The organism is Pseudomonas fakonensis, assembly GCF_019139895.1.
In the GTDB taxonomy this organism is placed as follows: Bacteria; Pseudomonadota; Gammaproteobacteria; order Pseudomonadales; family Pseudomonadaceae; genus Aquipseudomonas; species Aquipseudomonas fakonensis.
Window position 1 is genome coordinate 1,518,548 of sequence record NZ_CP077076.1, and the last position, 12,572, is coordinate 1,531,119.

At 64.6% G+C, this 12,572-nt stretch carries 9 protein-coding genes; 6 read left to right on the top strand and 3 right to left on the bottom strand.

What is annotated here, in order from left to right; genetic code table 11:
* Positions 1 to 334: 334 nt before the first annotated feature.
* Positions 335 to 1,150 carry an MlaA family lipoprotein gene (locus KSS94_RS06915; RefSeq protein WP_217842278.1) on the bottom strand — a complete coding sequence of 272 codons (816 nt, stop codon included), beginning with the start codon at positions 1,148 to 1,150 and terminating at the stop codon, positions 335 to 337.
* Positions 1,143 to 2,441 carry an alpha/beta fold hydrolase family protein gene (locus tag KSS94_RS06920; protein ID WP_217842279.1) on the bottom strand — a complete coding sequence of 433 codons (1,299 nt, stop codon included), beginning with the start codon at positions 2,439 to 2,441 and terminating at the stop codon, positions 1,143 to 1,145. Before KSS94_RS06920 ends, KSS94_RS06915 begins: the two co-directional genes overlap by 8 nt.
* A gap of 210 nt (positions 2,442 to 2,651) precedes the next feature.
* On the opposite strand from KSS94_RS06920, the gene KSS94_RS06925 reads away from it, so the two are divergent.
* Complete coding sequence (locus tag KSS94_RS06925; RefSeq protein WP_217842280.1) at positions 2,652 to 3,020, top strand: hypothetical protein; 369 nt, start codon at positions 2,652 to 2,654, stop codon at positions 3,018 to 3,020.
* A 131-nt stretch (positions 3,021 to 3,151) separates the two neighbouring features.
* On the opposite strand, the gene KSS94_RS06930 is transcribed toward KSS94_RS06925, so the two are convergent.
* Entirely contained in the window at positions 3,152 to 4,687 is a 1,536-nt protein-coding gene (locus KSS94_RS06930) for a glycoside hydrolase family 17 protein (protein ID WP_217842281.1), read from the bottom strand.
* Positions 4,688 to 4,924: 237 nt separating this feature from the next.
* Here KSS94_RS06930 and KSS94_RS06935 point away from each other — a divergent pair, with 237 nt between their 5' ends.
* From KSS94_RS06935 to KSS94_RS06955, 5 genes are all read left to right on the top strand, one after another.
* The gene (locus KSS94_RS06935) at positions 4,925 to 5,785 is read left to right on the top strand and encodes a glycine betaine ABC transporter substrate-binding protein (RefSeq protein ID WP_217842282.1); all 861 of its coding nucleotides are present in this window, start codon (positions 4,925 to 4,927) and stop codon (positions 5,783 to 5,785) included.
* Between the two features lie 247 nt (positions 5,786 to 6,032).
* On the top strand, positions 6,033 to 6,344 hold the full coding sequence (locus tag KSS94_RS06940; RefSeq protein ID WP_217842283.1) for a DUF485 domain-containing protein: 312 nt from the start codon (positions 6,033 to 6,035) through the stop codon (positions 6,342 to 6,344).
* Positions 6,341 to 8,005 (top strand): cation acetate symporter, encoded by a 1,665-nt coding sequence (locus tag KSS94_RS06945; RefSeq protein WP_217842284.1) that lies wholly within the window; start codon positions 6,341 to 6,343, stop codon positions 8,003 to 8,005. The genes KSS94_RS06940 and KSS94_RS06945 overlap by 4 nt, the downstream gene beginning before the upstream one ends.
* Positions 8,006 to 8,340: 335 nt before the next feature.
* On the top strand, positions 8,341 to 8,967 hold the full coding sequence (locus KSS94_RS06950) for a response regulator transcription factor (protein ID WP_217842285.1): 627 nt from the start codon (positions 8,341 to 8,343) through the stop codon (positions 8,965 to 8,967).
* A 7-nt stretch (positions 8,968 to 8,974) separates the two neighbouring features.
* A complete protein-coding gene (locus tag KSS94_RS06955; RefSeq protein ID WP_217842286.1) occupies positions 8,975 to 12,568 on the top strand; it encodes a transporter substrate-binding domain-containing protein in 3,594 nt (1,197 codons plus the stop codon).
* Positions 12,569 to 12,572: the final 4 nt, after the last annotated feature.

Here is a 12,572-nt window from a genome sequence, read left to right on the forward strand (position 1 = left end):
AGGCAACACAAATCGCGACTTCAGGAGGCCGAGCGTAGGGATTGCGTAGGAGGGCGACCGGCATGGATGCCGGTCGAGCGCCGATCGGGCCAGGGACGGCCCGTCGGCGCGTACCTCCGGAGCAAGCCCGGAGCGAGGGAACCCCCGAAGCGCAGCGTAGGGGGCCGGATGATGGGAGCAGGGCGGCTTTGGTTACTTTGGCCGCGACCAAAGTAACCCGCCGTAAGGGCGGAAAGGTGACGAAAAGCCGCCATCATCAACGAATGCGCATACATCTACCAAAGCAATCACCCTAAGCCCTAAGCCCTAAGCCCTAAGCCCTGAAAAACCCCAATCACTCCGCAATCTGCAACCGCCGCGCCTGCGTATACACATACCGCACCTTCTCATACTCAAATGGCGAATTGGTCTGCCCATACCGGAAGTTGGTGGTATAGCGCTTGTCCACCGCCCGCAGCAAGGTGATCTCCGGGTGATCACTGGCCGTATCCGGCACATCCAGGTAATTCACCGCCTGCTCACCCACGTAATCCACCACCAACCCGGTAGTGTCCCGCAGGTTCGAAGGCCCGAAGATCGGCAGCATGATGTACGGCCCCTCCGGCACCCCGTAGAACCCCAGGGTCTGGCCAAAGTCTTCGCTCTGGCGTGGCAGCCCCATCTTGGTCGCCGGGTCCCACAGCCCGCCCACGCCAATGATGGTGTTGAACATCAGGCGCGCGGTGATCTCGGCCGAGCGCTTGGCCTTGAGCTGCAACACACTGTTGAACAGGTTCGGCACATCACCCAGGTTGTTGAAGAAGTTGCTCACCCCGGTACGTACGAAACCCGGCGTGATGTAGCGGTAGCCATCGACCACCGGCAGGAACACCCATTGGTCGAAGCGGTAGTTGAAGTGGTACACGCGCCGGTTCATCGACTCCAGCGGGTCGTAGATGTTCAGCGCGCCCAGGGTGGAGCGCTCGAACTCGCGCTGGTCCAGCCCCGGGTTGAATTTCAGCTCGCGCAGCGGGTCGAGAAAACCGTCTTGTTCGGCGGACAGGGTGCCGATGTTGTCGGCCTCGACCACGCTGGCGCGCGGCGCGACCTCTTCGGCCAGGGCGTGGCCGCTGGCGAGCAGGGCAGTGATGAGCAGCAGGCGGTTAACCACGGAAGAACTCCAGCATGGCGTCGCTGTTGACGCGGTAGTTGAGGTTGCCGCAGTGGCCACCATGGGGGTACAGGGTCAGGCGCTCGCCGAATACCCGGCGCAGGAAACCGATGTCGCCAGGGCCGAGGATCACGTCATCGGCATTGTGCATCACGGCGATCTTCGGGCTGTTGTGCAGGTAGTCTTCCAACGCGTACAGGCTAACCTGGTCGACCAGTTGCAACAGGCTGTTGCCGTCGGTGCGGGCGCGCCACATCGGGATCACCTGCTCGGTCAGGTAGCAGTCGAAGTCGCATTGCAGGGCACGTTTGAAGAACGGCGTGAGGCTGCTGCCCTCGGTGATCGGGTATTTGGGCGGGATGATCAGGCCGCGGCGGTTGATCAGGTCGGAGGTGAAGGCGATGTCGGCCGCCGAGAAGCGGAACGAGGTGCCGATCAGCATGGCCATCTGCTCGTTGGACAGGTGCTCGCGGGACTTCTGGAAGTCATACAGCAGCGCTTCGTTGAGGTCGATGTAGCCCTTGTCCTGGAAGTAACGGGTGAGTTTTTCCAGCATCAGTTCATAGAAAGTGGTGCTCTTGTCGATACCTTTCACCCGGGTTTGCACCAGCTTGTCCAGGTTGCTGATCGAGGTGTACAGGTTGACCGGCGGGTTGAGCAGCAGCACGCGCTTGAAGTTGAAGCTGCGCCTGGTTTCGTCCAGGTGGCTGACGAACGCCGCGTCCAGCGCACCCAGGCTGTAGCCGCTCAGGTAGAACTCGCTGATCGGCAGGCGCGGGTGCTGGGCACGCACCGCTTGCATGACCCGGTACAGGTCTTCGGCGTCCTCGCGGGACACGCCCGGGGTGGCGAAGCGCGAGGCGGCGCTCATGAAGTCGTAGCTGGTGGGGGAAGACAGCTGCACCACGTGGTAGCCGGCCTGGTAGAACAGCTTTTTCAGGTACTCGTTGATCGAGCTGGAGTAGGGCGCGCCGGTACCGGCAATCAAGAAGATCAGCGGCGCCTCGTGGTCCTGCTTGGCCAGGCGGTAGCGCAGCTTCTTCACCGCCCAGAAGTTGTCCGGCAGGGTGAACTCGCGCTCCGGGCGCAGGTTGAGGCTGTAGTCGGCCTGGTCGATCTCGTCGTCGCTGGGCAGCGTCGGGCGCTGCTCCGGCGGGGTGGTGGCGATGGTCGCCTCGAACGGGTTGGTCAACGGGTAGCCGTAGCTGGCGGCGTCGATATCCCGCGCCGTAGCGGTTGCCGCCATGAGCAGGCCACCCAGCAGGGCGACGAGGCGCAAAGGTCGAAACATTAATATTCCCCCAGGAATAGGTGATGCAGTACGCAGGCTAGGACCACGGGGCGCTTGGCAAAGTTGCCAGGTGCGCTGTTGTTTGTGGCGCCAGAGGTTGCCGTGCCGCCAAGATCGTTTTCAGCAACATAGCTGGATGGCCATGATTTTGCCTTAAGTCATGCCCTGGGCGATCATGCAGCGTTTCGATGACTGCTATTGGAGAACCGGATGTCTCGTTCGCTGCAGGCTGCGGTCTTGCTGTTGTTCCTGGCCGGGTGGCTGGCTGCCAGCTATGGCGTGCGCTACGGGCTGATGGAAGATGCCCGCTGGGTCGGGCTGTGCACGCTGCCGGGGGAATACTGGCAGTGCCAGGTGCGTTCGCTGCTGGGGCTGGGTATTCATTTTCAGCTGATCGCCTGGGGCGCGTTGGGGCTGGCGTTGCTTGCGCAGCTTGTGGCGAAACGGCCCGGCTGGTGGCTGGCACTGTTGGCGCTGGTGTTCGGGCTGCCGGCACTGGTGCTGTATACCGCCAGCATTGGCGTGTTTGCGGTGGTACTGGCGGGGTTGCGCTTGGTCAGGCAACCAAGCAAGGGCTGAAAGGGGCCGCTGTGCGGCCCAATCGCGGCACAAGGCCGCTCCTACAGAATTGCATCAAGCCTCAGGCCGATAGGATCTCTGTGGGAAGCGGCCTTGTGTCGCGATCGGGGACGAAGTCCTCGCCTGCGGCCTCAAGTCTGGCGCAGCCGCAGGCTACGCCAAAGGGCCCCCACCATCAGCACACTGACCAGCGCCCAGCCCCAGGCCTGCTGGTTCTCCAGCCCCTCGCGCCATAACTGCGGCGCCATCCCGGCGCCCACGATAAGCGCCAGTAACGCCACCTCCGCCCGCCGCGCCGGCACCGGCCGCAGCAGGTACACCACCGCCGGCAGCAGCAATGCTGCGCTTGGGAAGCTGCGATAACGTGGGTCGAACACCATCGCCAGCATGCTCACCGCTGCAGCAAAGCCTGCTGCCAGCAACCATTTGCCCCCATGCGCTTCAAGCCAGGCGAACAGCCGCTGGCGCCAGCCCTCGCGGCGGGCAAGGGCCAGTGCACCATGGGCCAGCACCAGCAGGTTGAGCCCGGCCAGCATCACCGCCCACAACCATTCCCCGGCAAACCGTGCATTGGTGCGCATCAGCTCGCCCCACAGGCCCAGGCCGGCGGTACCCAGCGCGGCCAGCAGCGGCAGCAGCAGGGCGGCGCGGTTGTCGACCGGGCGCCCGGCCAGTACCAGCGTGGCCAGCCACAGCAGCAGCGAAGCCAGCAACCATTGCGGCCACAGCGAAAGGTTGCTCACCGGCCCTTCGAGTACCCCCTTGTCCTGGCGGTCGGCGTCGTACAGCCCCCAGTAACCACCCACAGCGCCTTCGCTGGCGCGCTTCCATGGCTGGTCGAAGGCCTCGATCAGGTTGTAGTGCCAGCCGTTGGCCTCGGCCAGGGTGACGAAACCGCGAATGAACAGCGCCTCGTTGAGCCGGCTGGGTACGGCGGTCTCGCGTTGGCGGCCCTCGCTGGGCCAGCCGGTTTCGCCAATGAAAATGTCCTTGGGTGCAAAACGATTACCGAACACCTGGCGCACGTCGGCCACATGGGCCAGCGCCGCCTCGATGCCGCGCGGGTCGTCCTCCCAGTAGGGCAGCAGGTGGATGGTGAGAAAGTCCACCGCCGGTGCGATCTCTGGGTGCTGCAGCCAGAACTCCCAGACATCGGCGTAGGTCACCGGCACCTTCACCTGGCTTTTGACCCGCTGGATGAGCCCGGCCAGGCGTTCGCCGGTCACCTCCTTGCGCAGCAGTGTCTCATTGCCGACGATCACCGCGCTGACCACGTCCGGGTTGGCGTTGGCGGCGGCGATCAGCAGGTCGATTTCCTGCTCGGTATTGGCCGGGTCGGCGTTCACCCAGGCGCCGAGCATCACCTTCAGCCCGTGCTTGCGGGCCAGCGCCGGGATCGCCTCCAGGCCGGTCTGCGAGTAGGTGCGGATGCACTGGAAGCGCTCGGCCAGGAGCGCCAGGTCGGCGTCCATGCGTGCCGGGCGCAGGCGAAACGGCTGGTCGAACGGCGACTGGTCCTTGTCGAACGGGGTGTACGAGGCGCATTGCAGCTTGTGCGTGGGGCTGGCGGCGTCGGGCAGGTGTACCGGCCGGCCCAGGCCGTACCACAAGGTGGCAAGGCCGGTGAGGGCGAGCAGGCAGGCGAGCAGGTAGGTAATGCGGGGCATCGGGCGGTCCGTCGTCTGATTCGATTGCGAGGGGGCCGGTACAGGCCACCCAAAGCCTGTGATAGTAGCCCGGCGCCAAGTGTTTGGCATGCAAGGATCGCGCAGGCCTGCCCGGGGCGATGGCGCTAATGGCACAGTGCTGTCGCTGATCGTTCGGTAAGTGTCGCTGACAGATCAGGTCCGGCGGCGGGTCAGGTCGATGATGCAATCTCCAAGACCTGACGAGGGAATGCTTTGATGGCTACTTTTACAAGAATGCGCCGTTTCCTGGGTGTGGGCACTGCCGTGGTGCTGGCCATGGGCGCAGCCCAGGCCATGGCCAAGGAAGTGAGCATCGGTTACGTGGATGGCTGGTCCGACAGTGTGGCAACCACCAACGTGGCCGCCGAAGTGATCAGGCAGAAACTTGGCTACGACGTCAAGCTGCAGGCTGTGGCCACCGGCATCATGTGGCAGGGCGTCGCCACCGGCAAACTCGACGCCATGCTCTCGGCCTGGCTGCCAGTCACCCACGGTGAATACTGGACCAAGAACAAAGATAACGTGGTCGACTACGGCCCCAACTTCAAGGATGCCAAGATCGGCCTGATCGTCCCCGAATACGTCAAGGCCAACAGCATCGAAGACCTCAAGACCGACGCCAGCTTCAAGCAGAAGATCGTCGGTATCGACGCAGGCTCCGGCGTGATGCTCAAGACCGAGCAGGCCATCAAGGATTACGACCTCACCGGCTACAAGCTCACCGCAAGCTCCGGTGCTGCGATGACCGCAGAGCTTGGCCGTTCCTACGCCAAGCAGCAGTCCATCGCCGTGACCGGCTGGGTGCCGCACTGGATGTTCGCCAAGTGGAAGCTGAAATTCCTCGAAGACCCCAAAGGCGTGTACGGCGCGGCTGAAACGGTCAACAGCATCGGTAGTAAGGAATTGGCCACCAAGGCCCCGGAAGTGGCCGAGTTCCTCAAGAAGTTCAGCTGGCAGTCCAAGGACGAGATCGGCGAGGTGATGCTGGCCATCCAGGAGGGCGCCAAGCCTGAAGCGGCAGCCAAGGACTGGGTGGCCAAGCACCCGGAGCGGGTCAAGGAGTGGACCGGCAAGTAAGCTGCAACGCAGATCATTGTAGGAGCCGGCACGGGCCTGAAGTTTATGCAATTCCTGTGGGAGCGGCTGGCTTCATATCTGCAACATGCCAGTCCAGAAACAGCCCTGTCCACCCGCGCAGGGCTGTTTTGTTACAAAATCTGCAAAACACCGTTGCATCTAAGACTAAGGTCGTCTGGTTGGCGCCCAACGGCAGCATAAAGTGGAGTCGGGTTCTCCCTACATCTGTGCTGCTAGGACAAAAACAATGAACGACAGCATTTACCTTTCGATACAGAACAGTCCGCGCTTCAAGGAACTGGTCACCAAGCGCGAGCGCTTCGCCTGGATTCTCTCGGCGATCATGCTCGGTCTTTACTGCGCCTTCATCCTCCTCATCGCCTATGGCCCGCAGGTTCTGGGCGCCAAGCTCAGCCCCGAGTCGTCGATCACCTGGGGCATTCCGCTGGGGGTCGGCCTGATCCTCTCGGCGTTCGTGCTCACCGCCATCTACGTGCGTCGTGCCAATGGCGAGTTCGACGAGCTGAACAAGGCCATTCTCGAGGAGGCCAAGCAATGATCCGTCACGCCAAGACCCTGGCAGTACTGGCCTGCGGCGCGTTCGCACCCGCCGTGTGGGCGGCCGATGCGCTGACCGGCGAGGTGCAGAAACAACCCCTTAACGTGGCGGCCATCGCCATGTTCGTGGCCTTCGTCGCCTTCACCCTGGGGATTACCTACTGGGCCTCCAAACGCAACAAGTCGGCCGCTGACTACTACGCTGCCGGCGGCAAGATCACCGGCTTCCAGAACGGCCTGGCAATCGCCGGCGACTATATGTCGGCGGCCTCGTTCCTGGGGATTTCCGCGCTGGTGTTCACCTCGGGCTACGACGGCCTGATCTACTCCATCGGCTTTTTGGTCGGCTGGCCGATCATCCTGTTCCTGATCGCCGAGCGCCTGCGCAACCTGGGCAAGTACACCTTTGCCGACGTGGCCTCGTACCGCCTCGGGCAGAAGGAAATCCGCACCCTGTCGGCCTCCGGCTCGCTGGTGGTGGTGGCCTTCTACCTGATCGCGCAGATGGTCGGTGCCGGCAAGCTGATCGAGCTGCTGTTCGGCCTGGACTACCACGTGGCGGTCATCCTGGTGGGCATCCTGATGTGCCTGTACGTGCTGTTCGGCGGCATGCTGGCGACCACCTGGGTGCAGATCATCAAGGCCGTGCTGCTGCTGTCCGGTGCCAGCTTCATGGCGCTGATGGTGATGAAGCACGTGGGCTTTGACTTCAACACGCTGTTCTCCGAGGCGATCAAGGTGCACGCCAAGGGCGAGGCGATCATGAGCCCGGGCGGCCTGGTCAAGGACCCGATCTCGGCCTTCTCGCTGGGCCTGGCGCTGATGTTCGGTACCGCAGGCCTGCCGCACATCCTGATGCGCTTCTTCACCGTCAGTGACGCCAAGGAAGCCCGCAAGAGCGTGCTCTACGCCACCGGTTTCATCGGCTACTTCTACATCCTGACCTTCATCATCGGCTTCGGCGCGATCCTGCTGGTCAGCACCAACCCGGACTTCAAGGACGCCGCCGGCGCCCTGATCGGCGGCAACAACATGGCCGCGGTGCACCTGGCCGATGCCGTGGGTGGCAGCGTGTTCCTCGGCTTCATCTCGGCGGTGGCCTTCGCCACCATCCTGGCGGTGGTTGCCGGCCTGACCCTGGCCGGTGCCTCGGCGGTGTCGCACGACCTGTACGCCAGCGTGTGGCGCAAGGGCAAGGCCAACGACAAGGACGAGATCCGCGTGTCGAAAATCACCACCATCGCCCTCGGCGTGCTGGCGATCGGCCTGGGCATCCTGTTCGAGAAGCAGAACATCGCCTTCATGGTCGGCCTGGCCTTCTCCATCGCCGCCAGCTGCAACTTCCCGGTACTGCTGCTCTCGATGTACTGGAAGAAACTGACCACCCGCGGCGCCATGATCGGCGGCTGGCTGGGCCTGGTGAGTGCGGTGGGCCTGATGATCCTCGGCCCGACCATCTGGGTGCAGATCCTCGGCCACGAGAAAGCCATCTACCCGTACGAGTACCCGGCGCTGTTCTCGATGATCATCGCCTTCGCCGGTATCTGGTTCTTCTCGGTCACCGACAAGTCCAAGGCTGCCGAAAACGAGCGCGCGCTGTTCTTCCCGCAGTTCGTCCGCTCACAGACGGGCCTGGGTGCCAGCGGTGCGGTTTCCCACTGACCCTTGCCTGAGGTAACGACAACGCCCCGCCTGCCGGGGCGTTGTCGTTTCTGCGTTTGGGAAATTTCCCGGTGCAGCTCGGAGCGCTCCTCACGACCCTGGCCGGATTTGCACGAATAATCCCTCGCTCCAGCCTGTGGGTGTTGCATCTGTCTTTAGGAAATTTCTCTTTTGTATTGGGAAGCGTCCTGCATTCAGCGGCCTTGCACCCGTGGAAAATGCTGGTTGATATCGTTTGGCCATGATCGCCTTCGCCTTCGACGCAGGCCTGGCCAGGCGAGCACCGGCAACCCATTTTCAAGGGCTGGGCCCTTGGCACCGTGAGGGACAACGACATGCACAAGGCACTGGTGGTCGACGACCATCCCTTCATCCGCTCCAGCGTCTGCCTGCAACTGCGCAACGACCGCCTGAAAGTGGTCGGCCAGGCCGACAATGGCGTCGACGCCGTACGCCTGGCACGCGAGCAGAAGCCCGACCTGGTAATCCTCGACATCACCATCCCGGGCCTTGACGGTCTGCAGGTGCTGTCACGGCTGCGGGCCATGGAGCAGCCCCCCAAGGTGCTGATACTCACCTCGCAACTGGCCGACTTCTTCTCCCTGCGCTGCATGAAGGCCGGGGCGGCAGGCTTCGTGTCCAAGAGCGACGACCTGCGCGAACTGAGCAAGGCGGTACTGGCCCTGCGTTCGGGCTACACCTACTTCCCCGACGTGGCCCTGAGCTCGGTGTGCCGCCAGGACATGACCACCAGTGAGGCCGAACGCCTGGCCCGTCTCAGCGACCGCGAAATGATCATCCTCCAGCACCTGGCCCGGGGTCTGAGCAACAAGACCATCGCCGAGCGCATGCTGCTGAGCAACAAGACCATCAGCACCTACAAGGCGCGCTTGCTGGACAAGCTGCGAGTCGGTTCGGTGGTCGAGCTGGCCGACCTGGCCCGGCGCAACCTGCTGGTATAGGTGCGCGGTGCGACTTGCATGGCTGGTAGTGCTTGGCCAGTTGCTGTGCTACCCGGCTGTACTGGCCGCCATGCCACAGCCGCAGCTGTATGGGCGCGCCGTGCTTGAGGGGCGCCGGCTGGAGCCGAGCGAGGCGCAACTGCGCTGGTTGTGGCAGCGCCGCGAGTTGAGGCTGGCAGTACTGCGCGCCGACAATCCGCCACTGGACATCCTTGGCCTGGGGCGTGAGTACGAAGGCATCAGCGCCGACTACGCCGGGCTGATTGCCGAGCACCTGCAGCTCAGGGTCGAGGTGGTGCCGTTCGCCTCGCTTGATGAAGCGCTAGCCGCCGTGCGCACGGGCAACGCCGACCTGCTGGCCAGCGTTACCGCGCAGCAGGCCGCAGACGCCGGTCTGCTGCTGTCGACCGGCTACGCCGATGATCGCCCGATGCGGGTAGCCCGTGAGGATGACGAACATGGTTGTGCGTCCGGTGCGCCCCTGCGCCTGGCCATGCGTGAAGGCTATCGCAGCCTGGGCAGCATCCTTGCGGTGTACCCGCAGGCCCAGGTGCAAGTGTACCCCTCGGTACGCGCGGCCATGGGTGCCTTGACCTTCGGTCAGGCCGACCTGTACCTGGGCGGTGCGCTGGAGAGCCAGTACCAGCTGGGCAAGGGCCTGTTGCGCAGGATCGAGGCAATCGACTGCCCGGCCTTGCCCAGCCAACCGCTGGGCTTTGCCTCGGCACCGTTCAACGAGCCGCTGCATGCTTTGGTGGATGCGGTGCTGGCGACTATCCCGGCCACTCAGCACCAGCGCATCCTGCAACGCTGGGCCGGGCAGGGCGTGGTGGAGCGCACCCCCTTGCAACTGAGCGAAGCCGAGCGGCGCTGGCTGCAGCGCCACCCGAAGGTGCGGGTGCTGCTCAACGAACACTACCCGCCGATCAGCTACCGGGATGGCGAGGGCAACCTGCGTGGCCTGGCGGTGGATGTGCTGCAGCGCATCGCCCGGCGCACCGGCCTGCAGCTGGAGCTGAGTGGCGGCGGCACCCTGGAGCGCATGATAGAGGACTTGCGCCAAGGTAAAGTCGACCTGCTCGGCGGTATTACGCCCAGTGAGCAGCGTGCCGACCACCTGGCATTCAGCCGTGCATTCATCAGCTCGCCGCGAGTGCTGGTGACGCTCGACCGGCCAGGTGCACCCAGCAGTTTCGAGGAGCTGCAGGGCCTGCGTCTGGCCATGTCCCGCAGCGGTTTCCCCCATGCGTTTCTGCACCAGCATCACCAGGGTGTTCAACGGGTAGATGCCGATGGCCCGGTAGATGCGGTGTGGCGGGTTGCCAGCGGCCGCGCCGATGCTGCCCTGGTACCGCTGATCGGCGCCCAGGCCCTGACCGAGCGCATGTACCCCACGCGCCTGAAGGTCAGCGCCAGCCTGCCGCTGGAGCCGGCCTATTTCACCTTCGCCAGCCAGCGCGGGGCGCTGGAGCTGCAGTCAATCCTGAACAAGGCCCTGCTGAGCCTCTCGCCCCAGGAACTGGATACCCTGGGCCGACGCTGGCGCAACGAGGTGATCGTCGCCGACAGCTTCTGGCAGCGTTACCGCGTGCAGGTGTTGCAGGGCTTCGCAGCTGTAGCCTTGGCGCTGCTGTTGGCCCTGGCCTGGGTGCGTTATCTGCGCCGGCTGGTGCGAGTGCGTGAGCGCGCCGAGCAGGCCCTGGCGCATCAGTTGGCGTTCATGGGGGTAATGATCGACGGCACCCCGCACCCCATCTATGTGTGTGATCGCCAGGGGCGGCTGCGCACCTGCAACAGCAGCTACCTGCAGGCGCTGGGCAAGGCCCGCGAAGAGGTGCTCGGGCAGCCGATCGGTCTTGATGAGGCCTGCGCCTGGCAGCGCGGCTGGAAGCAGGTGCTGGCCGACGGTCAGGCGCGGGTCGAGGATTGCCAGGTGGTACTGGCTGAAGGCCGCGAGTTTACGCTGTATCACTGGATGCTGCCGTACGGCTGCAACGAAGAGGGCGGAGTCATCGCCGGTTGGGTCGACGTTACCGAGCGTCAGTGCCTGCAGGCCGAACTGCTGGCGGCCAAGGTGGAGGCCGACGATGCCAACCAGGCCAAGACGCGCTTTCTGGCGACCATGAGCCACGAGATCCGCACCCCCATGAATGCCGTGCTGGGCATGCTCGAACTGGCCCTGCGCAAGGCCGAGCAGGGGGTACTGGACCGCTTGTCGATCGAGGTGGCCTCGGATGCCGCACGCAGCCTGCTGGAGCTGATTGGCGACATCCTCGACGTGACCCGCATCGAGTCCGGCCACCTGACGCTCAACCCGCAACCGCTGGCGCTACGCGAGCATGTGGCCGGGGTGGTCCAGCTGTTCGAGCAACAGGCACGGGCCAAGGGCCTGCAGCTTTCGCTGGAGCTGGAGGGACCGGTGGACCTCGAGGTGCTGCTCGACCCGCTGCGTTTCAAGCAGGTGCTGGCCAACCTGATCAGCAATGCCATCAAGTTCACCCACAAAGGTGGCGTGCGGGTGGCATTGCGCGCCACCTTGCAGGCCCGCCAGCTGGCGTTGCAACTGACCATCGAGGACAGCGGCATCGGCATCCCCGAAGCGGACCTCGCGCAGCTCGGCGGGCTGTTCTGGCAGGCCAGCAACAACCAGCAATCGGGGCGGCGCGGCGCGGGCCTGGGGCTGTCCATCAGCCGTACGCTGTGCGAGCTGATGGGCGGGCACATGCACCTGCGCAGCACCCAGGGGGTGGGTACGCGCATTGATATCAGCCTGGCGCTCGAGCGCGTGCTGGCCAGCGGGGCGGCGCCGGAGCCTGTGCAGGAGGCCGGTGGGCCTGACGCTACGGTGAGCCTGCGGGTATTGGTGGTAGACGATTATCCGGCCAACCGCCTGCTGCTGGCCAACCAGCTGGGTTACCTCGGCCACCGCGCCTGTGTCGCCGAGCATGGCGCGCAGGCCTTGCGCCTGTGGCTCGAGCAGCCGTTCGATGTGGTGATCAGCGACTGCAACATGCCGGTGCTGGATGGCTATGGCCTGGCCCGGGCCATCCGCCTGCATGAGCGCCGAGGTGGGCGCGCGCGCTGCCGGATACTGGGGTTGACGGCCAACGCCCTGCCCGAGGAGCACCAGCGTTGCCGCGCCGCCGGCATGGATGACTGCCTGTTCAAGCCAGTCGGCCTCAAACGGCTGGCCCAGGCACTGGCACAGGGGCAGGGCGATGCCGTGCGTTGCCTTGACCACGTGCCGCCCGTGCCCGGGCGAGCACTTGACCTGAGCAGCCTGGAGCGCCTGACGGCGGGTGACGCACAGGCGCTGGCCGCGTTGCTGGCCGACTTGCGCCAGAGCAACCAGGAGGACCTGCAGGCGTTCAACCTGCATGCCGAGCGGGAGGACATGGGCGGGCTGGCGCTGCTGGCCCATCGGGTCAAGGGCGGCGCGCGGATGGTCAGGGCACAGGGCTTGATCGAGGCCTGCGAGCAGGTCGAACGAAGCTGCGCCATTGGTGTGGTGCCGCTGGCGCATCTGGATGCTGTGCGCCTGGCCATGGGGGCGCTGGAAACACTGTTGGCACGGTACTGCGCGGACGCTACTGGCCTGTGAGCCC

What these genes read in the sequence shown, in the direction of transcription:
- KSS94_RS06920 (WP_217842279.1), bottom strand. Translation starts at nt 2,441, where the DNA reads ATGTTTCGACCTTTGCGCCTCGTCGCCCTGCTGGGTGGCCTGCTCATG.
- KSS94_RS06925 (WP_217842280.1), top strand. Translation starts at nt 2,652, where the DNA reads ATGTCTCGTTCGCTGCAGGCTGCGGTCTTGCTGTTGTTCCTGGCCGGG.
- KSS94_RS06930 (WP_217842281.1), bottom strand. Translation starts at nt 4,687, where the DNA reads ATGCCCCGCATTACCTACCTGCTCGCCTGCCTGCTCGCCCTCACCGGC.
- KSS94_RS06935 (WP_217842282.1), top strand. Translation starts at nt 4,925, where the DNA reads ATGGCTACTTTTACAAGAATGCGCCGTTTCCTGGGTGTGGGCACTGCC.
- KSS94_RS06940 (WP_217842283.1), top strand. Translation starts at nt 6,033, where the DNA reads ATGAACGACAGCATTTACCTTTCGATACAGAACAGTCCGCGCTTCAAG.
- KSS94_RS06945 (WP_217842284.1), top strand. Translation starts at nt 6,341, where the DNA reads ATGATCCGTCACGCCAAGACCCTGGCAGTACTGGCCTGCGGCGCGTTC.
- KSS94_RS06950 (WP_217842285.1), top strand. Translation starts at nt 8,341, where the DNA reads ATGCACAAGGCACTGGTGGTCGACGACCATCCCTTCATCCGCTCCAGC.